At 67.8% G+C, this 24,277-nt stretch carries 22 protein-coding genes and 1 tRNA gene; 11 read left to right on the top strand and 12 right to left on the bottom strand.

Annotated elements, in window-relative coordinates:
* The first annotated feature begins 154 nt into the window (after positions 1 to 154).
* Entirely contained in the window at positions 155 to 403 is a 249-nt protein-coding gene (locus BFF77_RS38070) for a helix-turn-helix domain-containing protein (protein WP_107422095.1), read from the top strand.
* A gap of 351 nt (positions 404 to 754) precedes the next feature.
* Here the strand turns inward: BFF77_RS38070 and BFF77_RS07165 are convergent, their stop codons facing one another.
* Positions 755 to 967: a hypothetical protein gene (locus BFF77_RS07165; protein WP_141698376.1), complete on the bottom strand. Its 213-nt coding sequence runs from the start codon at positions 965 to 967 to the stop codon at positions 755 to 757.
* Positions 968 to 1,379: 412 nt separating this feature from the next.
* Here BFF77_RS07165 and BFF77_RS07160 point away from each other — a divergent pair.
* The 4 genes from BFF77_RS07160 (at position 1,380) to BFF77_RS07145 (ending at position 3,177) form a co-directional block, all read left to right on the top strand.
* Positions 1,380 to 1,453, top strand: a tRNA-Met gene (locus tag BFF77_RS07160).
* Positions 1,454 to 1,580: 127 nt separating this feature from the next.
* Positions 1,581 to 1,760, top strand: a complete 180-nt coding sequence (locus BFF77_RS07155; RefSeq protein ID WP_066945062.1) for a hypothetical protein — start codon at positions 1,581 to 1,583, stop codon at positions 1,758 to 1,760.
* Between the two features lie 499 nt (positions 1,761 to 2,259).
* Positions 2,260 to 2,610, top strand: coding sequence for a hypothetical protein (locus BFF77_RS07150; RefSeq protein WP_066945060.1), 351 nt, complete (start codon positions 2,260 to 2,262; stop codon positions 2,608 to 2,610).
* A gap of 120 nt (positions 2,611 to 2,730) precedes the next feature.
* Positions 2,731 to 3,177, top strand: a complete 447-nt coding sequence (locus BFF77_RS07145) for a hypothetical protein (protein ID WP_245703295.1) — start codon at positions 2,731 to 2,733, stop codon at positions 3,175 to 3,177.
* 252 nt (positions 3,178 to 3,429) lie between these two features.
* Here BFF77_RS07145 and BFF77_RS07140 read toward each other — a convergent pair whose 3' ends face one another.
* Entirely contained in the window at positions 3,430 to 3,792 is a 363-nt protein-coding gene (locus tag BFF77_RS07140; RefSeq protein WP_066945057.1) for a peptidase inhibitor family I36 protein, read from the bottom strand.
* 185 nt (positions 3,793 to 3,977) lie between these two features.
* Between BFF77_RS07140 and BFF77_RS07135 the strand changes: the two genes are divergently transcribed.
* Complete coding sequence (locus BFF77_RS07135) at positions 3,978 to 4,217, top strand: hypothetical protein (RefSeq protein WP_141698375.1); 240 nt, start codon at positions 3,978 to 3,980, stop codon at positions 4,215 to 4,217.
* 173 nt (positions 4,218 to 4,390) lie between these two features.
* Positions 4,391 to 4,984, top strand: a complete 594-nt coding sequence (locus BFF77_RS07125) for a hypothetical protein (protein ID WP_066945051.1) — start codon at positions 4,391 to 4,393, stop codon at positions 4,982 to 4,984.
* A gap of 81 nt (positions 4,985 to 5,065) precedes the next feature.
* On the opposite strand, the gene BFF77_RS07120 is transcribed toward BFF77_RS07125, so the two are convergent.
* Positions 5,066 to 6,133: a pentapeptide repeat-containing protein gene (locus BFF77_RS07120; RefSeq protein WP_245703294.1), complete on the bottom strand. Its 1,068-nt coding sequence runs from the start codon at positions 6,131 to 6,133 to the stop codon at positions 5,066 to 5,068.
* Positions 6,134 to 6,385: 252 nt separating this feature from the next.
* On the opposite strand from BFF77_RS07120, the gene BFF77_RS07115 reads away from it, so the two are divergent.
* Genes BFF77_RS07115 through BFF77_RS07110 form a run of 3 tightly spaced genes read left to right on the top strand, consistent with a single transcriptional unit; the run spans position 6,386 to position 7,135 of the window.
* Positions 6,386 to 6,589 carry a hypothetical protein gene (locus tag BFF77_RS07115; protein ID WP_066945047.1) on the top strand — a complete coding sequence of 68 codons (204 nt, stop codon included), beginning with the start codon at positions 6,386 to 6,388 and terminating at the stop codon, positions 6,587 to 6,589.
* Complete coding sequence (locus tag BFF77_RS32880) at positions 6,570 to 6,860, top strand: HNH endonuclease (RefSeq protein ID WP_079124904.1); 291 nt, start codon at positions 6,570 to 6,572, stop codon at positions 6,858 to 6,860. The genes BFF77_RS07115 and BFF77_RS32880 overlap by 20 nt, the downstream gene beginning before the upstream one ends.
* A gap of 2 nt (positions 6,861 to 6,862) precedes the next feature.
* Positions 6,863 to 7,135, top strand: a complete 273-nt coding sequence (locus BFF77_RS07110) for a hypothetical protein (RefSeq protein WP_066945044.1) — start codon at positions 6,863 to 6,865, stop codon at positions 7,133 to 7,135.
* Between the two features lie 396 nt (positions 7,136 to 7,531).
* Here BFF77_RS07110 and BFF77_RS07105 read toward each other — a convergent pair whose 3' ends face one another.
* The 9 genes from BFF77_RS07105 to BFF77_RS07065 all read right to left on the bottom strand — a co-directional run bounded on the left by BFF77_RS07105 (position 7,532) and on the right by BFF77_RS07065 (position 22,320).
* On the bottom strand, positions 7,532 to 8,002 hold the full coding sequence (locus tag BFF77_RS07105; RefSeq protein ID WP_066945041.1) for a Dps family protein: 471 nt from the start codon (positions 8,000 to 8,002) through the stop codon (positions 7,532 to 7,534).
* A 240-nt stretch (positions 8,003 to 8,242) separates the two neighbouring features.
* Entirely contained in the window at positions 8,243 to 8,623 is a 381-nt protein-coding gene (locus tag BFF77_RS07100; RefSeq protein WP_066945038.1) for a helix-turn-helix domain-containing protein, read from the bottom strand.
* A 109-nt stretch (positions 8,624 to 8,732) separates the two neighbouring features.
* On the bottom strand, positions 8,733 to 9,245 hold the full coding sequence (locus BFF77_RS07095) for a CinA family protein (protein ID WP_066945082.1): 513 nt from the start codon (positions 9,243 to 9,245) through the stop codon (positions 8,733 to 8,735).
* A gap of 44 nt (positions 9,246 to 9,289) precedes the next feature.
* Complete coding sequence (gene pgsA, locus BFF77_RS07090; protein WP_066945036.1) at positions 9,290 to 10,027, bottom strand: CDP-diacylglycerol--glycerol-3-phosphate 3-phosphatidyltransferase; 738 nt, start codon at positions 10,025 to 10,027, stop codon at positions 9,290 to 9,292.
* The gene (gene rimO / locus BFF77_RS07085; RefSeq protein WP_079124903.1) at positions 10,024 to 11,607 is read right to left on the bottom strand and encodes a 30S ribosomal protein S12 methylthiotransferase RimO; all 1,584 of its coding nucleotides are present in this window, start codon (positions 11,605 to 11,607) and stop codon (positions 10,024 to 10,026) included. The genes pgsA and rimO overlap by 4 nt, the downstream gene beginning before the upstream one ends.
* A gap of 49 nt (positions 11,608 to 11,656) precedes the next feature.
* Positions 11,657 to 12,616 carry a helix-turn-helix domain-containing protein gene (locus tag BFF77_RS07080; protein WP_425424348.1) on the bottom strand — a complete coding sequence of 320 codons (960 nt, stop codon included), beginning with the start codon at positions 12,614 to 12,616 and terminating at the stop codon, positions 11,657 to 11,659.
* Positions 12,617 to 12,884: 268 nt separating this feature from the next.
* Complete coding sequence (locus tag BFF77_RS07075; protein WP_066945077.1) at positions 12,885 to 15,698, bottom strand: DNA translocase FtsK; 2,814 nt, start codon at positions 15,696 to 15,698, stop codon at positions 12,885 to 12,887.
* Positions 15,699 to 15,854: 156 nt separating this feature from the next.
* Positions 15,855 to 16,523 carry a response regulator gene (locus BFF77_RS07070; protein ID WP_066945033.1) on the bottom strand — a complete coding sequence of 223 codons (669 nt, stop codon included), beginning with the start codon at positions 16,521 to 16,523 and terminating at the stop codon, positions 15,855 to 15,857.
* A 283-nt stretch (positions 16,524 to 16,806) separates the two neighbouring features.
* A complete protein-coding gene (locus BFF77_RS07065) occupies positions 16,807 to 22,320 on the bottom strand; it encodes a HAMP domain-containing protein (RefSeq protein ID WP_211280175.1) in 5,514 nt (1,837 codons plus the stop codon).
* Between the two features lie 269 nt (positions 22,321 to 22,589).
* Here BFF77_RS07065 and BFF77_RS07060 point away from each other — a divergent pair.
* On the top strand, positions 22,590 to 24,277 hold a 1,688-nt coding region (locus tag BFF77_RS07060; RefSeq protein ID WP_141698374.1), incomplete at its 3' end, for a GAF domain-containing protein.

Raw genomic sequence — 24,277 nt, 5'->3', positions numbered from 1 at the left:
CGCACAGAGCGGCACACATCGCGTCAGATGCGACTGCACCTGTTTCCGATCCCCACTCGGAGGAAAGAACGGAGACCGGCCCTCGCTCCGTACTGATCACATATCCGACCGCGCCTAATGGAAGGGACTCCACGGCCCGTGCTCACGGTGATGATTGAGAAGCCTCCCAATCATCGTTCGGAACTCTCGTGAGAGCCCCACAGTTGCTGAAGCCTGCCCAGGTGGCGACCCGGCTCGAGTCTCGCGGCCGACTGTCTACGACATCGTCGCCGCCGGCCATCTGGACGTCGTCACGGTCGGCACCGGTAAGCGGCCCGGCATCCGGATCCCCGAGGACTCGCTCGCCGCATACATCGCCGCACGGCGGATCCGGGCCCGCAATCCGCTCCGCCCCGCCGCCTGACCCACACATGAAGCGGGGCCGTCCGGACCCGCACGGTCCTGACAGCCCCTCGGCACCTCATCCACCAGAGAAACGAGGAACCGTGAACGCACAGCCTATCGAGACTCCCAGTGCCGTCCTGCGCGAGCCGGACGCTGCTCGCTACTGGGGTCTCAGTGGGAGGGAGGCGGTCCGCGAGCGCCCGGACGCGTTCAGCGGGTGCTTGCTCAACGTGCTGAATCGCGGCTTTACATCTGTCCATGAGAGCCCTCTGTTCTCCACAGCATCGTCTCGCATAGGTGCTGCCGCTGTCAGCCGCATAGCGAATGGACGCCAGAAGCCCGCCGCGGTGTTCGCGGCCGGGCCGGGTCTTCAGGCCCAGTCGGGTGCCTTCGCGCCGAGGGAGTCCTGGGGAGGTGCTGCCACCTCGACTGTGAGGTCCTTGACCCGTCCGCTGAACGCCACGTTGGACTTGAGCCGTTCCGTGCCGTCGGCGCCGGAGTTCAGGGCGTCCTGCACAAAGGCCGCGAGTTCGCTGAGCGTCATGGTCTTGTCGGTAGCGGTGTGTCTGATCTGCTTGGCCATGCGGTCCATTGTCTCCGTTCCGAACGGGCCTTGCGGCAGTGCTGGTTGGCGCGCGGCCTTACCAGGACCCTCGCGGCATCACGTACATGCTGCCCCTTCGATCAATCGTGCGTTGGCGGCAGAAGCGCTCAACAGCGCACTCCCACCTTCCGCCCCAACTTCAGCGTCGAATCCTGGAGATCGAAGTACATACGGCGGATGGAGCGAGCTACATGATCGAGGCAGGAAGAGTCTTCGCACGGCAGGTTCGCAAAACCGGCAAGATTCGACGCAACTGGTAGCCCTGGCTGCTTCCAACAAACGAACAGGGCTGAACTGCTCAGGCACTGGGCGACCACTGACCCGCAGCAGCCTGGGCCCCGCCGCGAACACCGCGGCGGGCCGCGCGCATGGGCGACACTGTCCCCCAGGGCGGGGCGTAGATCAGCAAGCAGAGCGGCCGACTCATGACCGGTACAGACCCGGGTGCGATACCCGGCGCCCCGCCCCCGACCTCACCACAGACTCCGAAGCGGCCTCAAATCCACAGGCCGTAGGCCGTAACCCCGCCCCCGCCCGGCTCGTTACCTCGGCCGGAGGCCGGGGCAGGGGCAACCTGCGGAATCATGAAGGCATGACCAGCCCGACCATCGTGGACATCTACGCGGCATCGGCCGCTACCGGCATCCGCGCCGGCACCATCCGCGTGTGGCTCCACCGCGGCAAGCTCACCCGCTATGGCCACGACCACTCCGGCCGTGACCGCGTCGATCTCAACGAGGTCCAGGCCCTCGCCGCTGCAAAGGCCGCTTGACCACCGAGAACGCCGGGTGTAACACTCAGGGGGCGTTCGGCATGCCCGGACACCACAGACACCGAAGGCCCCGTTCACGGACGGGGCCTTCGTGGTCTCCGAAACCCTCAGATCTCGGCAAGCCCCTCCCTTGGTATACCCCCCTCGATCATCCGCGCGATATTCGCCGCGTTCGCACATCCCTTACACAGCGGCAAGCTTCCTGCACGCACGACGCGGACCATGTAGAAGCCCACGCGAGGGCACGGATCCGTAACGGCGTTCTTGTGAAAACAATTCAAACCGATCGATGGGCCAGGGCAAGCACACGGGAAGGCAGACATGAGCTCACACTCTCCCCACGAGCCCCTGGCCGTGAGCCGCTTACCGGCCAACGCCGCGCCGAAACCGGCGCCACGAAGCCGGGGCCTTCGCCATGTCACGAACCCGTCACCGAACAGACACACCCCACGCCCACGCGCGACGATAGGCCCCTGATCCGCACAGTCCAGGGGGGACCATGCGCGCCCGAGCCACCCGCTTTACCGGCGAACTGCTCGTCATGCTTGTCATCGTCGTCGTGGTCACCGTGTTCAGCACATGGGGCGACGAAACCGCAGACCCCGCCGCTTGCAGGGCCAGCCTGACGAAGGACCTCGACAAAGCCATGACGGAAGGGGGCGACGTCGGGTTCCCGGCGGCCTGCGAGAACGTCGACAGCACGGCCTATGAGCGTCTCGTCGATGAGGTGTACGACGAGAAGGCCAGAGAGATCGATGCGGTCTACGACGCGAAACTCAGAGAGATCAAGGAAAAGTACGAGGAAAGGCTCAAGGAACTCGTCCCTCCGACGCCTCCGACGACGCCATGACCAGAGGAAAGGGCATCGGGCACCTGTACCCGCCCGCGTGTCACAGCCTCGTCACCAGACAGACACGCCAGCCCCGCGCACGACACGATGGCCCCCTCATCACCATGTCCTTGGGGGATCATGCGCATCCATACCGTCACGACCGCTGCTGCGTTACTGCTCGCCACGCTCACCGCATGCGGCAGCAACACCGACACCGCCGGAACTGCCGACACGATGCGGACGCCGTTCCCGACCATCACAGGCAAGGAATTGACGCCTGAGCAGAAAGCCAGTATCGACGCCATCCTCGGCTACCCCGCCAGGCCCAACGCCGCCCAGAGTGCCGTACTCATGGCCGACCTGAACGCCATCGATCCCGACATCGCCCACGGCAAGGAAGACAAGGCCGTCAGCAGGGCCATGGACACCTGCCGCTCCTTGAAGGACCACTGGGGCGACAGGACCAAGCAGGTCGACATGGCCAGCAGGCGCTGGACCAGCCCGACACATCCCGAGGGCCGCACACCGACCACCGCCGCCAAGATCGTGGACGCCGTCCACAAGAACGTGTGCCCCGGGCTCTGATTCCGACCTTCTGCTCAACCGACCCGGGTGTACTCAGGCACCACTGGTCCTCTGCATACCCGGGGGGACCGGTGGTCGGCAGCAGCGACCTCACCGAGTACCAGTACCGCAAGACCCGCGCGCGGATCCTCGCCGAGTCCAACGTGTGCATCGTCCCGCCTGATCAATCCCGAGATCGCCGAGACCTGCCAATGGCCGCCGCTGGTGATGCAGGACGGCCACTGGACTTTCGGTCTCTTCTGGCGTTGGGGCCTAGCAGTTGTTGCCGGTGAACGCCAGATACACGGACTTGCCCGTGATGTTTCCGTTCTTCAACCCGGAATTGATGCAGAATGAGCCGCCGGAACCACCCGTACCGACGGCGATCGCGGCGTCGTGGCTCCGATTGTTGTAAACGGACTTTGCGGTGAACCGAAGGTTCTGCCAGTAGCCCTCGTCCTGGAACTGGAGCTTCTCGCCGAAACCGCCTGTCTGGCTGTAAAGGCAGATCCAGCCGGAGGCGCAATTGTCGTACGCCGATATCGTCGCGGGCTGGGCTGACGCTGTCGGGATTGCCAGACCGGCACTGATCGTAATGGCCGCCGCGACGGTGGCCAGCTTCGTCACCTTGAACACTGAGACTCCCTCACTCAATCGGAACGTCCGTGCTGTGGAACCCTTCAGCACCGGTTTTGGGGAAACCTTGAGTAGACCTTGAATCCCTTGGCAGGTCGTACGGGAGCACGCTGCGGAGGAAGAATCGAGGCAGCAGCCGCTGGCCTGCGTCGGCCGCCGCCACCATTGGTCACCGGCAAGATCGAATGAGCCTGCACACGGGCACCATGCTCACCGCCCTGGGGCGCGACGGGCGCCCCCTGATCACCACCACCCAGGCCGCATACTCGCTCGGAATGAAACGGGCGGCGTTCCGCGAGTGGGCGCGCCGACGGGACATCACACCGAAGGGCTGGTGCCCGAGCAGCGGCCCCGGCCCCGCCGAGGGACTGTGGGACCTCGCGGACATTCACGGCGCCGTCCACGGCGTCCAGCCCGACGCCTGATCTGTCAAGGACCGGACCAGGATGTATTGACAGGTGATCACTCCGTGCGCATTCTGTGTCATGGTGCGCGCGCTGTCGGCCCCGGCACCGTCCGTGGCCTGAGCGTATGTCACGAACCGGTCACCGACCGGACACACCAGATACGCGCACGACACGATGGCCCCCTCATCCATATGTCCTGGGGGGGGACCACGCGTACCCGCACCACCGCGGCGGCCGTCACCACCGCACTGCTCCTCACCGCACTCACTGCCTGTAGCGACAGCGGGAGCGACACAGCACAACCGGCCGAGACCACCCCGGCCGCCGAGACCACCACCGAAGAGCCCACCCCAACGCCCGCCGCGCCGCTGACCATCGGCACCCCGTACGCCTGGGAGGACACGGCCAACGGCCTCCAGGGCACCAGCACGGTCCTCGGATACGAGCAGGGCGTGAGGAGCGTCGCCTCCGCCAGCGAAGAGATAGGCGCGGCGGGCTACGAGTGGGCCGCCCTGGAACTGAAGGTGTGCAGCGACGCTGGCAGCTTCCCCGTCACCACGACGCCCTGGACCCTCGCCTACGCCGACGGCGCCCGCATCGAACCCTCCAGCACGTACGACGACTTCCCCAAGCCGGAGTTCCCCTTCGACGCGACCGTCACCGCAGGGAAGTGCATCCGAGGGAAGGTCGTCTACCCCGTCCCGGACGACAGCCGGCCCGAGAGCGTGGTCTACGCGCCCGAGGGCCTCGCTGAACCGGTGGAGTGGACCGTGCCCGCCAAGTAGACACCGACACCAGGGCCCCTGACCAGCGCTGCGCCGCTCCGGAGCCCTCGCCACGCACGGACCGCGCCTGAAGCCCTGGACTTACGAGTGTGCTGGGACAATCCGCTTTCGCCTCGCCGGATCTCCAGCGATGCTGGGAGGCAGATTTGTCTCCCGGTCGATGCGGGCGGTCGAGAACCGGTCTGCGCCACTTATCTCCGCGCCATTCAGATTTGCGTTACTCAGGTCTGCGTCAGTGAGATCTGCGCCGGTTAGATCGGCGTCCATGAGATTTGCGCCGCTTAGATCAGCGTCACCGAGGTCAGCGTTACTGAGGTCTGCGCCGCTGAGGATGGCCCCGCTCAGCTCTGCACCGCTCAGGTCTGCGTTGATCAAATTTGCGGTCAAGACTGCTCCGCGGAGGTTCGCATCGCTTAGATTCGCGTCGCTCAAAGATGCGCCGTCCGCGTTCACGGCTGAAAGACGTGCCTCGCTGAGGTCTGCGGCCGACAAGTCTGCGCCGGATATGTTCGCGCTGCTCAGATCGGCTTTATGTAAGTTCGAGCCAGCTAAGCCCGCAAACCTCAGGTTCGCATAAGCTAGATCCGTGCTGCGCATATCTGCGCGGTACATATCCGCACCGCGCAGGTCGACAAAAGAGAGGTCAGCGTTAGCCAGGTGCACCGGCGCCGCTGGCACGGAGGAACCTACGGTGGGCAGGAGTGGTTCTGAGGCGAAGTGAGCCTCTGAGAGTTTGGCCCGGCTTAGGTCGAGTGTGAAAGTGGCGTCACGCCTGGTGTCGCGGGTCGCGAGGGCACTGAACGCCGCGTTGATGTCGGCTTGGAGTCTCCCACCTTCGGGCGTGGGTCTGGTGGCCTGAGTGCGGATGTAGGCAGCGAGGACATTGGCGATGGTGGGGTGATCGCGGGGGGAGTCCTGCATGATGCGCTGCAACGCGTAGACGCCGCCCAGGCGCACGTCGATCGCGTCGTCACTGAGGATCGCAACGGCTGCGGTGTACCGATCAGTGATCTGGCCCTCTTTGGTGAGGTTGAGTTCCTCCCGTACCGCATTTCGTTCCTGACGGGCCTGCTCGTTGCTCAGGCGCATCTGAGCGCTGGAATACCAAAGGCTCACCACGGCTACGAAGGACGCGATCAAGACCGACACCAGTTCCACCCTGCGGGCCCAGTTGAGACCTTCAGGGCGCTCCCGCCCCTCCCCGACCTGTCTTTGCTGACCCGGTCGATCGCTGCTCCGGGCCGGTCCGGGCCGGGTCGGAGAGGTCCGGCGGACCGAAATGTGTAACCGACTGCGCTGTCGGCGAGAGGAAGAAGGCATACCGGCATTCGAACGCGCGCGGTGGGCTTCTTGCAAGGACCCACAAGAACGGCCGTAGTCACTTCCGGAAGGAGCAACACGATGCCCACTGCGGGCGAGTCACGGCTTCTGATCGTCAAGCCCGGCGACACCCTCGTCATCGGCCACGCCCCGGCGCTGACGTCCCAACAGGTCGCGCACCTCAAGCAGATGCTCGGCCTGGCGGCCGTCATCGCCGTGCCGGGGCCCATCGACCTGGCGGCCATTCGCGCCGCTGGCCGGGCCGATGCCGAGCAACCCTCGTAACGGCCGCCGCTACCGGGACCTGTGCGCCCGGCAACGTGCCCTTGGCCTGCCCTGCTGGCTGTGCGGCCACAACATCCCGTATGAGATCAGGGGCCGTGCGGCTGGCCAGCATCCGCTGGCCTTCACACTCGATCACCTGGTCCCGCTGTCCAAGGGCGGCGACCTCCTGGACCCCGCCAACGCCCGCAGCGCGCACCGCCGGTGCAACTCAGCCCTGGGCAACCGCACGACGATGTCGGTCAAGCAGCCCCGAGCTTCACGGAGGTGGTGACCATGTTCGACGTGGACAAGGACTACGTCAGAGTGCTGGAGCGCTGGCAGGCTGCCTACCGGCGCAACCCCTGTCTCCGCGTCGCTCCCCGGTTCCACCGGCATATCCGCTCCGCCTGGCTTCGCCACTTCCTCACCGACCCCAGAGGCTTCCTCACCTTCTGGGGGCCCCGCCGCGCGGCCTGCCGACTGCTCGGCCGACACAACCTGAGCTGCTGGGGCAGCGGCTGCCCACACGCGCCCCGCGCCAGCCGGGACCGGGGGCTGGAGCAGTGAACGGCCACACGCGTCACTGATCACCTGCCCGCGCTGCCGCCGACAACTGCACACGACGCATCTCAAGCTGACGGCGCCGAAGGACGTGGTGGTGTATGCCGCCACGTATACCGAGTACGAGCGGGCCGCGGTCCACGGCGACGAGGCGGACGCTGTACTGCGGCGCGTGATGGAGGAGTACCGGCGTCGGGCGAATGATGCGTGATGCGCCACATAGGCCCGCGACATACGCATATGTCACCACGCTGAGTAACACTGAAGGAGGCCCCCAACTGCCGAAGTTGGGGGCCTCTTTCATGCGTTCCGCATGCGTCACACAAGCTGACGCCGCCGACATCACCGACAACAGCGACACTCAAAGATGCAGGTCAGCGGCGCAAAAGCGTCTTGACCTTGTCACGCGTTCTCCGCCTGGAACATCCAGGAATGTTTCTCAAGACCCGCCGTCACCTTGATCAGCACGTCCTGAGTGACCGGATCGGGCACGGCCGTCGCCTCGACGCGCTCACGCATCTGCCTGATCACCGAGGCAAGCCCGTCCACCATGATCCGTACGGCGTCCGTGTCCTTGATCCATCCGTTGGGGACCGCGCCGAACGCGCTCGTCGCCGCGACCGTCGTGGCCCGCCCGTCCGGCGTCACCCCGATCGCGGCAGCCCGCTCGGCGACCGTGTCCGAATGTTTCCGGGCCATCGACACGACCTTGTCGAGCTGAAGATGGATGGTGCGGAAGCGCGGCCCGACGATGTTCCAGTGGATCTGCTTCGAGACCAGCGCGATGTCCACCAGGTCCACGAGCGCGCCCTGAAGGGTCTCGGCGACGAGCTTCAGATCCTCCTCGGGCAGAGGGCTCTTCACAACAGCCATGCCTGGCCTCCCGTTCCTTTCGTGGTTCCTTCGCCCCTGTCTCCTCGCAAAGGCACTTTCCACCATGGCACATATGACACAAAACGGTCATTTCTTAGTCCGCGAGCGACAGAAGCCCCGGCCGGTCCTCGGGACCGATCGGGGCTTCCGTCAAGCACTGTGCAGCCGACGTCATGTGAACGACATCAAATGACCAACTCTGGGTAACGAGCTCTGTGCAACGCTACGGAACACTCACCGTCAGGCGGCGACGACGTCCACCGCCTCCGTAGGCGCCTTGATCGTCACCCGCTCCGTCGGTACTCCCGCCACCGACGTCACAGAGACGGAATTGAGCATGGGACGTACCGGCGCGGGCACCGGCTCACTGGCCGCCGACGCCGCCAGCTCGGCCAGCGACAGTTCGTCGCTCACTTCCCGCATGAGTTCTGACATCCGTACGTCAAGCGCGTCGCAGATCGCGGAGAGCAGTTCGGAAGATGCCTCCTTCTGCCCCCGCTCCACCTCGGAGAGATAGCCGAGCGAGACTCGGGCGGACGAGGAGACTTCGCGCAGAGTACGGCCCTGGCGTTGGCGCTGCCGACGCAGCACGTCACCAAGCAGGCGACGGAGCAGAATCATCGGTGGCTCCCTCCTCGGACCGCGTAGCCGCATCCTTCACGCCCCACCGTACCGCCTCGCGCCGCGGCCGTGCGGGGAGCGATGTCGTGTTCACTCAGGGCTGCAAACATCAATTCCCCCCGTTCTGTTCCGTATCCTGTGCCCGCCCGTTCCATGAGAGTTCGCTGAGGAGCAGCGCGAGCACGCTGCGTACACTCTCTTTACGGATGTCCGCACGGTCGCCGTTCAACCGCAAAGCGGTCACTTTCCCCATGCCTTCCGGCCCCACGACGGCCACGTAGACCGTTCCCACGGGCCGGCCGTCCTGCGGGTCGGGGCCCGCGACACCGGTGGTCGCCGCGCCCCAGTCGGCGCCCAGCACCCGCCGTACCCCTGCCGCCATCTGGCGCGCGACCTCGGGATCGACCGCACCGCGCTCCGCCAGCAGGACCGGGTCCACTCCCAGTACGTCCCGCTTGAGGGCCGTCGCATAGGCCGTGACGGACCCGCGGAAGGTCCGGGAGGCGCCGGGGACCGATGTGAGCTCCGCGGCCACCAGACCGCCGGTGAGGGATTCCGCGACCGCCAGCGTCGCGCCGAGCCCCTCCAGCGCCCCCAGCACCCGTGCGGCGCGATCGCGCACCGGCGCGCCACCGGCCTCGGACCCGGTGCCGGGCGCTCCTCCGGTCACCGCGCGGACTCACCCTCGCCGGAAGCACCGGACGCACCAGCGGCACCGGACGCAGCCGATCCGCCGGCCACCGCGGACCGGGCCGCCGCACGCTCGGCCGCCAGTCCCCGCCGCCGCAGCACGATCGCCTGCCGCACATAGTCCAGCCCGGTGAGCACCGTCAGCACGACGGCCAGCACCATCACCCAGAAGCGGAGCGTGGCCAGCGGCCCGGTCAGCGCCAGCACGTACATTCCCGCCGCCGTGCCCTGCGCCAGGGTCTTCATCTTGCCGCCGCGGCTGGCCGGGATGACCCCGTGTCTGATCACCCAGAACCGCATCAGCGTGATCCCGAGTTCACGGAAAAGAATGACTCCGGTGACCCACCACGGCAGATCGCCCAGCGCGGAGAGACAGACCAGCGCCGCTCCCATGATCGCCTTGTCCGCGATCGGGTCGGCGATCTTCCCGAAGTCGGTGACCAGGTTGTACGTACGGGCGAGATGGCCGTCGAAGATGTCCGTGATCATGGCGACGGCGAAGGCCGCCCAGGCCCAGGCACGCCAGACCGGGTCGTACCCGCCCTCCTGGAGCAGCAGCAGCACGAAGGCCGGCACCAGCACCAGCCGCACCATGGTGAGGATATTGGCGATGTTCCACAGACTCGCCTGATCGACCACCACCGCCACCCGCTTTCCGCCGGGCGCCGGCTTCGCGCCGGTGCCCCCGGCCGCGGACGCCGGGACTCCGGTCATCTGGCCGCCTCCTCGCCCGGGGTCCTCGCGTCGCCCCCGGGAAGGCCCGGAAGGCCCGGAAGCCCTGGCCGCCCCGAAAGCTCCGCGAGCTCGTAGCTCTCGGCCACCAGATCCACGCCCCGGGTCCCGATCACCTTCGCCTCGACCATGAGGCCGGGCCGCAGTCCCTCGGCCGAGGTGAAGATCACCTGGCCGTCGGTCTCGGGCGCCTGGTGCGCCGCCCGGCCGATCGCCGCCTCCCCGTAGCCGCCCTCTTCGTCCTCGTCGCCGCTCTCGCCGCCGACCGATTCGACCAGCACCTGAAGGCTCTCGCCGAGCCGCTCCTCGGCCCGCTGCGCGGTCAGCTCCTCGGCCAGCCGCGACAGATGGGCCAGCCGCTCGGCGACCTCGTCCGGGTCCAGCTTGTTCTCGTACGTCGCCGCCTCGGTGCCGTCCTCGTCGGAGTACCCGAAGACACCGATGGCGTCGAGCCGCGCGCCCGTGAGGAAACGCTCCAGCTCGGCGAAGTCCGCCTCGCTCTCGCCGGGGAAGCCGACGATGAAGTTGGAGCGCACTCCGGCCTGCGGCGCCTTGCCGCGGATGGTCTCCAGCAGTTCCAGGAAGCGGTCGGTGTCCCCGAAGCGCCGCATCGCGCGCAGCACATCGGGAGCCGAGTGCTGGAAGGAGAGATCGAAGTACGGCGCGACCTTGGGTGTCGACGTCAGCACGTCGATCAGCCCGGGACGCATCTCGGCGGGCTGGAGATAGCTGACCCGCACCCGCTCGATCCCGTCGACCGCCGCCAGCTCCGGCAGCAGGGTCTCCAGCAGCCGGATGTCGCCGAGGTCCTTGCCGTACGAGGTGTTGTTCTCGGAGACGAGCATGACCTCCTTGACGCCCTGCTCGGCGAGCCAGCGCGTCTCGCCCAGCACATCGGAGGGCCGCCGGGAGATGAAGGATCCGCGGAACGAGGGGATGGCGCAGAAGGAGCACCGCCGGTCACAGCCGGAGGCGAGCTTGACGGAGGCGACAGGGCTGCGGTCCAGGCGCCGGCGCAGCGGCGCGCGCGGACCGGAGGCAGGAGCGAGTCCCTCGGGCAGGTCCTCGGGAGCCGGGACCACCTCGGCCGCCGTCTGCCCGTGCCCGGGCAGCGCGACCTCGGTGCCCTGGCGCTCGACCGGGCTGAGCGGCAGCAGCCTGCGCCGGTCACGGGGCGTGTGCGAGGCGTGCACACCGCCGCTCAGGATGGTCCGAAGCCGGTCGGAGATATCGGCGTAGTCGTCGAAACCGAGGACACCGTCCGCCTCCGGCAGGGCCTCGGCGAGCTCCTTGCCGTACCGCTCGGCCATGCAGCCGACGGCCACGACGGCCTGTGTCCTGCCGTGCTCCTTGAGATCGTTGGCTTCCAGCAGGGCGTCGACGGAGTCCTTCTTGGCGGCCTCGACGAATCCGCAGGTGTTGACGACGGCGACATCCGCGTCCGAGGCGTCCTGGACGAGCTCCCAGCCATCCGCTGCCAAGCGGCCTGCGAGCTCCTCCGAGTCCACCTCGTTACGGGCGCAGCCGAGTGTGACAAGGGCGACGGTACGGCGTTCGGGCATGGGCTCAAGACTACTTTGTCCCGGCCCTGCCCCTGGCGTGCAGGGTTGGTCAGCCGGCCTCGGGGTCGCCCTGGGTGTACGTGAGTCGCTCGACCTGTCCCGGCTCGAACTCGTCCTCGACCTTCTTGCCGTTCACGAACAGCTCGATCGCTCCCGCGTTCCCGAGAATGAGATCGATCTGCTCGTCGTCCTGGAAGGTCTTGGAGTCGCCCTTGTTGAGGAGCCCGTCGAAGAGCAGCTTGCCGTCGTGCGCCTTGGCCGAGATCCAGCTCTTGTCCTCTATGGCCGACAGCCGCACCGTGACCTTGTCGAGCGGCGCCGCCGCGATGGCGCTGTCCGACGGTTCGGGCTTGGGAGCCGGCTTGCTGGCCGTGGGTTTGACGCTGCTCTTCTGAGGCTTGGGGCCTTCGGCGGCCTGCTTGGCCTTGCCGGCGTCCTCCTCCCCGCCGAACGCCGTGAAACCGACGAAGCCCACCACGGCGACGATCGCCGCGACCATGGCGGCGGTCCAGTTGGGACGGGGCCGCTCGGGCCGGATCCGCTCCGCCTCGAACATCGGCGCCGCGGGCGTGGGTACGGGACGGCCGCCGTGCTCGGCGTCGAACTGCTCCACCAGGCCTTCGGGATCGATCCCCACCGCGCGGGCGAGCATACGGATATGGCCACGGGCGTAGACATCGCCGCCGCAGCGGGAGAAGTCGTCCTGCTCGATCCCCTGCACGATGGGCACGCGCACGCGGGTGGAGCCGCTGACGTCGTCGACGCTCAGTCCGGCGGCGACACGCGCCTGCTGAAGGGTCTGGCCGATGGAGGGCCGGTCGTCTTCGATCAACGACTGATCGTATAGAGATGAGTTCTGGTCGTCCTCAAGGAAGTTCTGTTCTTCTTCCTGGGAGTTCCGGTCGTCTTCGGGAGGATTCCGGTCATCTTCCGGGGAGTTGCCGTCGGGGGCACTGCCGTCGGGGGATTTGCCGATGGACACGGGGGCGCCTTTCGAGCGTGTAGCCACCTGCTGGACGTTCAGTCTATGGGTGGTACGAAAGGGTGGGGCAACCGGGCGGATGCACTTTGTACGCCATCGGAATGACCGGACGGCGTGGCAGAGGGACATGATGCTCTCCCTCCCCAACTTGACGTTTACCCAGGGGAAACGGTTGCCTTCGGATTCGCCCGGGTTCTGTCAGGGTCTGCGGAAGCCGGGCGGACTCGACAGAAGTCGGTCGGACCCGGTCGGACTCACTCCGCCTCGTTCGGGCTCGCTCGGGATTTCCGTTTTCCTACGGTTGAGGCTCCCCGCGAATCACGGCGAGCACTCCATCCACTTCGTCCGCCTTGACCAGAACATCGCGCGCCTTGGAGCCCTCGCTCGGCCCGACGATGTTCCTCGACTCCATCAGATCCATCAGCCGGCCCGCCTTGGCGAAACCGACGCGCAGCTTCCGCTGGAGCATCGAGGTCGAGCCGAACTGAGTGGTGACCACCAGCTCGACGGCCTGGCAGAGCAGATCCAGATCGTCGCCGATGTCCTCGTCGATGTCCTTCTTCTTCGCCGTCCCGACCACGACATCGTCGCGGAAGACCGGCGCCATCTGATCCTTGCAGTGCTGGACGACCGCCGCGACTTCGTCCTCGGTCACAAAGGCGCCCTGCATACGCACCGGCTTGTTCGCGCCCATCGGCAGGAACAGCCCGTCGCCCTTGCCGATCAGCTTCTCCGCACCCGGCTGGTCGAGGATGACCCGGCTGTCCGCCAGCGAGGAGGTGGCGAAGGCGAGCCGCGAGGGCACATTCGCCTTGATCAGACCGGTCACGACATCGACCGAGGGCCGCTGGGTGGCGAGCACGAGATGAATTCCGGCGGCGCGGGCCAACTGGGTGATACGGACGATGGCGTCCTCGACATCGCGCGGTGCGACCATCATCAGATCAGCCAGCTCGTCCACGACGACCAGCAGATATGGATAGGGCGACAGCTCGCGCTCGCTGCCCTCCGGCGTCTTGGCCCTGCCGTCGCGCACGGCCTGGTTGAAGTCGTCGATGTGCCGGTAGCCGTAGGCGGCGAGGTCGTCGTAGCGCAGATCCATCTCGCGTACGACCCACTGGAGCGCCTCGGCGGCGCGCTTGGGATTGGTGATGATCGGTGTGATCAGATGCGGGATGCCCTCGTACGCGGTCAGCTCGACGCGCTTGGGGTCCACCAGGACCATCCGGACGTCCTCCGGTGTCGCCCGGACCATCACCGAGGTGATCAGACAGTTGATGCAGGACGACTTGCCGGAGCCGGTCGCGCCCGCGACGAGCATGTGCGGCATCTTCGCCAGATTGGCCATCACATAGCCGCCCTCGACGTCCTTGCCGAGCGCGACCAGCATCGGATGGTCGTCCTCGGCCGCGTCCGCGAGACGCAGCACATCGCCGAGATTGACCATCTCGCGGTCGGTGTTGGGGATCTCGATGCCGACCGCGGACTTGCCCGGGATCGGGGAGATGATCCGGACATCGGGGCTGGCCACGGCGTACGCGATGTTCTTGGTGAGCGCGATGATCCGCTCGACCTTGACCGCCGGGCCCAGCTCGACCTCGTAGCGGGTGACCGTCGGGCCCCGGGTGAAGCCGGTGACGGCCGCGTCGACCTTGAACTCCATGAACACATTGGTGAGCGAGGCGACGACGGCGTCATTGGCGGCGCTGCGCGTCTTGCCGGGACCGCCGCGCTCCAGCAGGTCGAGCGAGGGCAGCGCGTAGGTGATGTCGCCGCGGAGCTGGAGCTGTTCGGCGCGCGGGGGCAGCGGTCTGTCGATCGGGGGCGCGGGCTTGGTCAGATCCGCGACGGCGCCCGCGGGCCGCTTCCCGGGCTCCCGGGCTGTCGGCACGGACGCCGGTGCGGGTGCCGGGCGCTCGGGCCGTTCCTGGCGCTCCCCGGGCCCGTCGAGGCCCTTGCGCATACGGTCCACGGAGACGCCCTGAGTGAGGTCCGCGACGACCGGCGAGGGGGGCATCCCGTTGAGCACCGCGCCGTCCAGCGCCGCCGCGGCCGCCGCGGCGACATCCACGGCGTCCAGGGGGCGGTCGACGGCCGGCTGCACGGAGGACGGGCGCGGCCTGCGCCGTCTGGAGAGCGCCGCCGCCTCCGCCTGCTCGGGGTCGTACTCCCCCTGCGGTCCGCTCCGGCGCCCGGAGGCGCGGCGCGCGCCGGCGGGCAGTCCCTCGCGCCAGTGGTCGTCGTAGCGCTCGTCGTCCCCGTACGGCCCCTCGCCGTCCGTACGCTCCGGCGCGCGGGCCGAGGACAGGATGCCCAGCCGGGTGCCCAGCAGCCGCAGCCGCTGCGGAATGGCGTTGACGGGAGTGGCGGTGACCACCAGCAGACCGAACAGGGTGAGCAGCAGGAGCAGCGGTACGGCGAGGACCTCGCTCATGGCGAAGATCAGCGGCCTGGAGGCGGCCCAGCCGATCAGCCCGCCCGCGTCCTGGATCGCCTCGGTGCCCTCGCCGCGCCCCGGGGCACCACAGGCGATGTGGACCAGTCCGAGCACTCCGACGACCAGCGCGGAGAGCCCGATGACGATCCGTCCGTTCGCCTCGGGCCGCTCGGGGTAGAGGATCAGCCGTACGGCGATCGCGCCCAGCAGGACCGGCACCAGCAGATCGAGCCGGCCGAAGGTGCCGGTGATGAGCATCTCGACCAGATCGCCCACAGGACCGCGCAGATTCGACCAGGTGCCGGCCGCCACGACCAGGGCGAGGCCGAGCAGCAGCAGGGCCAGACCGTCCTTGCGATGGGCCGGGTCGAGCCCCTTCGCACCACGCCCTATGCCGCGGAACATCGCGCCCACACCATGGGCCGCGCCGAGCCACAGCGCGCGTACGAGCCGGTACACGCCTCCCGTGGGGGAAGGCGCCGCCTTGGGTGCCGCGGCGGCCTGCTTGGCGGGCGCCTTCTTGGCCGGTGGTCTTTTCGCGGGCGACGCCGTCTTCTTCGCCGCCGTCTTCTTGGCGGGTGCCGCCTTCGGGGCGCCGGTCGTACGGCCGGCCCGCGGCTTCGCGGTGCCCGCCGTGCCCTGGGAACCCTTGCCGGACGTACGTGAGGCCATGACGGTGAGGTTACCGGTGTGCACGGCCGTCGACACGTGTGCCTACCGCTTCACCCGTACGTGTCGCCACAAGTCCGTGGAAAACTGACGCCGTTCACCGGATCACGCCCAGGGGCGGTCCGTGACGCTCCCGGTTCCGTGAAGGCCCGCCCGCTCTCAGCTCTGTGAGGGCAGTGTGGGTGTACCACTTCCCGTGCCCGGCTCCAGCGCGTCCAGCGCCCGCCGCAGACCGGTGAGTTTGCGCTCCAGATGGGCGGCGGTCGCCACGGCGGAGGCATCCGCCGAATCGTCGTCCAGCTGCTTGGAGAGCGCTTCGGCCTGTTCCTCGACCGCCGCGAGGCGCCCCGAGAGTTCGGCGAGCAGACCGGCCGGCTCCCTGCTGTCGCCCGCACCCGCCAACTGGAGTCTGAGCAGCTCCGCCTGCTCCTTGAGCTGGCAGTTCTTCATGTACAGATCGACGAAGACCGAGACCTTGGCGCGCAGCACCCACGGATCGAACGGCTTCGAGATGTAGTCGACCGCGCCCGCCGCGTAACCCCGGAAGGTGTGGTGCGGGCCGTGGTTGATGGCCGTGAGAAAAATGATCGGGATGTCGCGCGTCCGCTCACGCCGTTTGATGTGCGCGGCCGTCTCGAACCCGTCCATGCCGGGCATCTGGACATCCAGCAGAATGACCGCGAAGTCGTCCGTCAGCAGCGCTTTGAGCGCTTCCTCCCCGGACGATGCCCGCACCAGCGTCTGATCGAGCGCCGAGAGAATGGCCTCCAGCGCCAGCAGATTCTCCGGCCGGTCATCGACCAGGAGGATCTTGGCCTTCTGCACCATGGCCACCCGCCCTCCTCGCCCCGGCATGGGACGTCCCCCGTTCACGGTGCCCCGCGTGATACCGGGCGCCGCCCCAGGGGACGACTCCCTTGCGCCGTCCGTCCTTGTGCCGGTCATGGTAGCCGCACCCCGCCTGTCGCCACACCCTGTCACCGTGATGTCACTGTGCACAAAGCAGAAACGTAGCGCGAGACCAGAAGGTTCCCCGAATATCTCCGCCTCACACACCCTCCGGCACAGTCCGTCGGTACATTCCGAAAATTCGGCACCGCCGGGCGGCCGGTCACCCGCGGCGCATCCAGTCTTCCATCACCGTCAGCAGATGATCGGGGTCAACCGGCTTGGTCACATAGTCGGAAGCGCCCGATTCGAGAGCCTTCTCCCGGTCGCCCTTCATCGCCTTCGCGGTGAGCGCGATGATCGGCAGCCCGGCGAACTGCGGCATCCTGCGGATCGCCGTCGTCGTGGCGTAACCGTCCATCTCGGGCATCATGATGTCCATCAGAACGACCGTCACATCGTCGTGCTGCTCCAGGACTTCGATGCCCTCGCGGCCGTTCTCCGCGTACAGCACGGACAGTCCGTGCTGCTCCAGCACGCTGGTGAGCGCGAAGACATTGCGGATGTCGTCGTCCACGATCAGCACCTTCTCGCCGGCGAAGCCGAACGTACGGCTCTCGCGCGGCGTGTCCTGGCGGCCCGTACCGCCCGTGCGGGAGGTCCAGGACTCCTGGCGGCCCGAGGAGCCCGTGCCCCCGGTCCGCGAGACCTGAGCGCCCCCTCCATGCTGCCCGGAGCCCTGACCCGCGAGCGGGGTCCTGCGACGGCGCCGGAAGAGCGCGGCGGGACCCGCGGGCTCGGTGTCCGGGGAGGCGGCCTCCGCCTGCTGCTGTCCCGCCGTCTCGCCCGTACCGTCCTCCACCGGGCGCCCCGCCTGCCGCACACCCGCGGGCGTCAACTGCGGATAGCCCTGCGGCGGCAGCTCGCTGGGGTGCAGCGGCAGATAGAGCGTGAAGGTCGAGCCGCGCCCCGGCTCGCTCGCCGCGTGGATCTCACCTCCGAGCAGCCGGGCGATCTCCCGGCTGATGGACAGGCCCAGCCCCGTGCCGCCGTACTTCCGGCTGGTCGTGCCGTCCGCCTGCTTGAACGCCTCGAAGATCACCCGCATCTTGCTCGCGGCGATACCGATCCCGGTGTCGGTGACCGAGAAGGCGATCAGATCGCCGTCGGCGTCCCGCAGCGAACCCGCCTCCAGCAACTGCTCCCTGATGGCGTGCGGCACATCCGCGCCCGCCGGCCGGATCACCAGCTCCACCGCGCCGGAGTCGGTGAACTTCACCGCGTTGGAGAGCAGATTCCGCAGCACCTGCAACAGACGCTGTTCGTCGGTGTGCAGCGTCGCGGGCAGCTCCGGCGAGACCCGTACGGAGAAGTCGAGCCCCTTCTCCGCGGTGAGCGGCCGGAACGTCGCCTCCACGTAGTCGACGAGCTGGACCAGCGCGATCCTCGTCGGGCTGACATCCATCTTGCCCGCCTCGACCTTCGACAGATCGAGGATGTCGTTGATGAGCTGGAGCAGATCGGAACCCGCGCCGTGGATCGTCTCCGCGAACTCCACCTGCTTCGGCGAGAGATTCGATTCAGCGTTGTCCGCGAGCAGCTTGGCGAGGATGAGCAGCGAGTTGAGCGGTGTGCGCAGCTCGTGCGACATGTTCGCCAGGAACTCCGACTTGTAGCGCATCGAGACGGCGAGCTGCTCGGCCCGCTCCTCCAGCACCTGCCTGGCCTCTTCGATCTCGGTGTTCTTCACCTCGATGTCACGGTTCTGCTGCGCCAGCAGCTCCGCCTTCTCCTCCAGCTCCGCGTTGGACTCCTGAAGGGCCTTCTGCCGGTTCTCCAGCTCGGCCGAGCGCTCACGGAGCTGTTCGGTCAGCTCCTGCGACTGCTTCAGCAGCACCTCCGTCTTGGAGTTGACGCTGATGGTGTTGACGCTCGTCGCGATCATCTCGGCGATCTGGTTGAGGAAGTCCTTCTGGATGTGCGTGAACGGCTGGAAGGACGCCAGCTCGATCACTCCGAGGACCTTCCCCTCGAAGAGCACCGGCAGCACGATCACATGCGCCGGTGACGCCTCTCCGAGTCCGGACGAGATCTTGAGATAGCCCGGCGGCACATTGAGCTGGATCGTGCGCTTCTCCTCGGCGGCCGTCCCGATGAGCGTCTCGCCGGGCCGGAAGACCGTCGGCATCGAACCGGCCGAGTAGCCGTAACTGCCGCGCATGCACAGCTCGTACGAGCCGTCCCTGACGCCGTCCGTACCGACCTGGGGCGCGTTGCCGGTCTGCATCGCCAGGAAGAACGCGCCGTGCTGAGCCGACACCACCGGGGTCAGCTCGCTCATGATCAGCGAGGCCACGTCGTCGAGATCGCGACGGCCCTGCATCAGACCGGAGATACGGGCGAGGTTGCCCTTCAGCCAGTCCTGCTCCTCGTTGGCGAGGGTGGTGTCCCGCAGATTGGCGATCATCGTGTTGATGTTGTCCTGGAGGACCTGGATCTCGCCCGCCGCGTCGACGTCGATCTTCAGATTGAGATCGCCGCGGGTCACCGCGGTGGCCACGGCGGCGATCGCGCGCACCTGACGCGTCAGGTTGCCTGCCATCTCGTTCACCGACTCGGTGAGGTCGCGCCAGGTGCCGTCCACGTCCCGCACGCGCGCCTGGCCGCCGAGCTGACCGTCCGTGCCCACCTCACGGGCCACCCGGGTCACCTCCTCCGCGAAGGAGGAGAGCTGGTCGACCATGGTGTTGATGGTGTTCTTCAGCTCCTGGATCTCACCACGCGCGTCGATGTCGATCTTCTTGGTGAGATCGCCCTTGGCGATGGCCGTGGTGACGGTGGCGATCTGGCGCACCTGGCCGGTCAGATTGGACGCCATCGAGTTCACCGACTCGGTGAGGTCCTTCCAGGTGCCCGACACACCGGGCACCCTGGCCTGGCCGCCCAGTTCGCCCTCGGTGCCCACCTCACGGGCGACCCGGGTCACCTCGTCGGCGAACGACGACAGGGTCGTCACCATCGTGTTGACGGTGTCGGCGAGCTCCGCGACCTCGCCGCGCGCCTCCACCGTCACCTTCTTCGTCAGATCGCCGTTGGCGACCGCGGCCGAGACGCGTGAGATGTTCCGCACCTGACTGGTCAGGTTGTTGGCCATCGTGTTGACGTTGTCGCTGAGGTCCTTCCAGATACCGGTGACGCCCCGGACCCTGGCCTGACCGCCGAGGATGCCCTCCGTACCCACCTCACGGGCGACGCGCGTGACCTCGTCCGCGAAGTTCAGGAGCTGGTCGACCATCGTGTTGACGGTCGTGACGAGGTCGAGGATCTCGCCCTTGGCGTCGACCGTGATCTTCTTCGACAGATCGCCCTTGGCGACCGCCGTGGTGACCTCGGCGATGTTGCGGACCTGCGAGGTCAGGTTGTTCGCCATGAAGTTGACGGACTGGGTCAGGTCCTTCCAGGTACCGGAGACGCCCTGGACCTCCGCCTGACCGCCCAGGATGCCCTCGGTGCCCACCTCGCGCGCCACCCGGGTGACCTGCTCGGCGAAGTTGGAGAGCTGGTCCACCATCGTGTTGAGGGTGTTCTTGAGCTCCAGGATCTCGCCGCGCGCGTCCACGTCGATCTTCTGCGAGAGGTCGCCTCGCGCCACCGCCGTCGCGACACCCGCGATGTTGCGGACCTGATCGGTGAGGTTCCCGGCCATGCCGTTGACGGAATCCGTCAGATCCCGCCAGACACCGGCCACGCCCGGGACCTTCGCCTGACCGCCGAGCCGTCCGTCCGTACCGACCTCGCGCGCGACCCTGGTGACCTGGTCCGCGAAGGCCGAGAGCTGGTCGACCATCGTATTGATGGTGTTCTTGAGCTCCAGGATCTCGCCCCGGGCGTCCACGTCGATCTTCTGGGACAGGTCTCCGCGCGCCACCGCCGTGGTCACCTGTGCGATCTGACGCACCTGGTCGGTGAGATTCCCCGCCATGAAGTTGACGGAGTCGGTGAGTTCCTTCCACGTACCGCTGACGCCGTCCACCCGCGCCTGGCCGCCGAGCCGGCCCTCCGTACCCACGTCCCGGGCCATCACCGTGACCTGGTCGGCGAAGGAGGAGAGCTGCGCCACCATCGTGTTGACGGTGTTCTTCAGTTCGAGCATCTCGCCCGCGACATCGACGGTGACCTTCTGGGTCAGATCACCGTTGGCGACCGCCGTCGTCACCTGCGCGATGTCACGCACCTGGCCGGTGAGGTTGCGGAAGGCCGTGTTCACCGAATCGGTGAGGTCCTTCCACGTACCCGCCGCGCCCGGCACCTCGGCCTGTCCGCCGAGCCGGCCCTCGACACCGACCTCCCGCGCCACCCGGGTGACCTCGGAGCCGAACGACTGGAGCTGGTCCACCATCGTGTTGACGGTGTTCTTCAGCTCCAGCATCTCGCCCGCGACATCGACGGTGACCTTCTGCGACAGGTCGCCGTTCGCGACCGCCGTCGTCACCTGGGCGATGTCACGCACCTGGGTCGTCAGATTGCGGAAGACGGTGTTGACCGAGTCCGTGAGGTCCTTCCACGTCCCGGCCGCGCCCGGCACCTGCGCCTGGCCGCCGAGCAGCCCCTCCGCGCCGACCTCGCTCGCCACGCGGGTCACCTCGTCCGCGAACGTACGGAGCGTCTCCGTCATCTGGTTGATCGTCTCGGCGAGCTGCGCCACCTCGCCGCGCGCGCTCACCGTCACCTTCTGCGAGAGATCACCGTTGGCGACGGCCGTCGTGACCTCCGCGATACCGCGCACCTGATTGGTCAGGTTCCCGGCCATCGTGTTCACCGAGTCGGTCAGGTCCTTCCAGACCCCCGCCACCTCGGGCACGGTCGCCTGACCGCCCAGCTCGCCCTCCGTGCCCACTTCCCGGGCCACCCGCGTGACCTCGGAGGAGAACGACGAGAGCTGGTCCACCATGGTGTTCACGGTGTTCTTGAGCTGAAGCATCTCGCCGGCCACATGCACCGTGACCTTGCGTGACAGATCGCCCTTGGCCACGGCCGTGGTGACGAGAGCAATGTCACGTACCTGAGCGGTCAGCCGGTACGCCATCGTGTTGACCGAATCCGTGAGATCCTTCCACGATCCGGACATACCGCGCACCTTGGCCTGACCGCCGAGCTTGCCCTCGGTACCGACCTCCAGCGCAACCCGCGTCACCTCGTCGGTGAACGCGGAGAGCTGGTCGACCAGATTGTTGACCGTACGGGCCACCTTCAGGAACTCGCCCCGCAGCGGCCTCTCCGCACCGTCCGGAGACTGCGAGCGCAGCTCCATCCGCTGCTCCAGATCGCCCTCGGCGACAGCGGAGAGCACCCGCCCGACCTCGGAGACGGGCCGCGCCAGATCGTCCACCAGCGCGTTCGACGCGTCGATGGCGGCGGCCCAGGAGCCCTCACAGGCGCCCGTCTCCAGCCGCTCCGTGAGCTTTCCCTCCCGCCCGACCATACGGCGCACCCTGGCCAGCTCACCCGTGAGATGGAGATTGCGGTCGGCGACCTCGTTGAAGACGGCGGCGATCTCCGCCATCACGTCGTCACCGGCGACGGTCAGCCGTTTACGGAAATTGCCGTCCCGCATCGACACCAAGGCGGCCAGCAGTCTCTGCAGCTCTGCCGTGTCCACCTCGGAGGTCCCATTGCTCCGGGACCGTCCGCCTTTCGCGCGCGTACTCGTGCCACGCGCCGCCGTGCCAGACTCCACCGTGTCCCTCCCGCAGGGGTTGACCGTACCGCCGGGCTGTCTCCGGAAGCCTGCCCAGTGTTTCACCACGTCCGAACCAGGCCATAACAGATCGGCGGCTTCGCTTAGCGTCCCCGTCCTCGGAGGGCGGAAACAGCGGCGACCGGCATCCGCTCGGACAGCGAAGGTAAGTAACCTGGCATCCGGCTGTCCAACCACCCCGGTCCGCCCGGCAGGGGGCGGTGTTGCGAAGGTACTACCACCGGGCACCAGGAGGGGCGGAGCCGATCATGGCGGAGCCGGGCGTCGAAACGCGTACGAGGAGTTCTGTGGTCACCGCGCGGGCGGCTGCCACCTTCGACCCTGTCGGACGGTCGGTGGCCACGGCCCGCGCCTTCGTCCGCGACACGCTCCACGGGTGGGGCTACGCCGATGTCGTCGACGACGCCGTGGTCCTCACCAGCGAACTCGTCACCAACGCCGTCATCCACGCCGGCACCTCCGCCGATGTGCTCTGTCTCCGTACCGAGGACGGCGTCCGCGTCGAGGTCGCCGACCGCTACCCCGAGCGCGAGATCCCCATCCAGGGCGCCGGACGGACCTTCGCCAACGCCGACCGCGAGAACGGCAGAGGACTGCTGCTCTGCGCCGCCATGGCCTCACGCTGGGGCGTCGAGTACACCTCCACGTACAAGCAGGTCTGGTTCCAGCTCGACCTGCCCCAGCGTCCCGTGGGCACCCGCTCGGCCGGACCCGTCCTGCCCACCGGTCTGCTTCCCGTCGCCGACGAACGCGTACGGGTCGCCGTCATCCAGATCGACCGAGGCTCCGCCGTCGTCAACTGGAACGAGGACGCCGAACACATCTTCGGATACGCGGCCGACCAGGTCATCGGCAAGCCCCTGCCCGACATCGCCGCCTGGCCGCACACACCGGGCCTCGGCACCGGCATCGTCGAGGCGCTCCAGCTCTCCCGCTGGGAGGGCAGCTACGGAATCCGCGCCTCCGACGGCCGCGTCATCCCCGTCTACGCCTCCCATCTCAGGGTGCGCGACACGCGCGGCGAGCCGTCCACCGTCTGCCTCCTCGTACGCGACTACGAGCGTGCCGTCATCCAGACACCGCTGCGCGGCCCGAGCGAGGCCGGCGCCGAGAGCCGCGCCGCGGATCCCTTCGAGGTCTTCATCGGCTCCCCGGCCCCCGACGATCTCGACGGACTCCTCCAGCGCACGGTGGAACGCGCCCGCGACATGCTCGACGGCGACTCGGCCTTCCTGCTGCTCGCCACGGACGACGAGACGGAGCTGGAGGTACGGGCCTCCACAGGGCTCCCGTCCGCCCGTCAGCGCTTCGCACGCGTCCCCGTGGAGGCCGGTACCGGACGGTACGGCTCCGCGCGCATGCCCGCCGTCCACGAGGACCTGACGGCCGTTCCGGGCGCCGTCCCGCTGCTCAACGACACCGGTATGCGCTCCGTCGTGACGGTCCCGCTCAAGGTCGAGGGCCGGCTCACCGGCTCCCTGGGCGTCGCCGCGGAAAGCGCCGGCCGTTACTCCAACGAGGAAGCCCTGCGCCTCCAGTTCGCCGCGGACCGTATCGCCCTGGCCGTCGAATCGGCCCGCCTCGGTGAACTCGAACGTCTGCGCCGCGGTTCGCTCTCCTTCCTCGTCGAAGCCTCCGACCTGCTCGCCGGAACGCTCGACCGCGACCAGACACTGGCCCTGATGGCCCAGATGACGGTTCCCACCCTGGCCACCTGGTGCGCCGTCTACACGATCGCCGACCAGTCGTCCGACCCGTACCTCTCCTATGTGCTGCACGAGGACGAGGAGCGCATCGACGGCCTCAAGGCCCTCCTCTCCAAGATCAGCCCGCCCGACCCGGTCCCCACCCCGGGCGCCCGTATCTGGAACGCCCCCGCGGACGCCGCCCATCAGGCGGCGCTGCGCACCTCCATGCGCGAGCTGGGCCACAGCTC

Source organism: Streptomyces lushanensis (genome assembly GCF_001700515.1).
Taxonomy (GTDB): domain Bacteria; phylum Actinomycetota; class Actinomycetes; order Streptomycetales; family Streptomycetaceae; genus Streptomyces; species Streptomyces lushanensis.
This window is presented reverse-complemented; position numbering and strand designations above follow the sequence as displayed.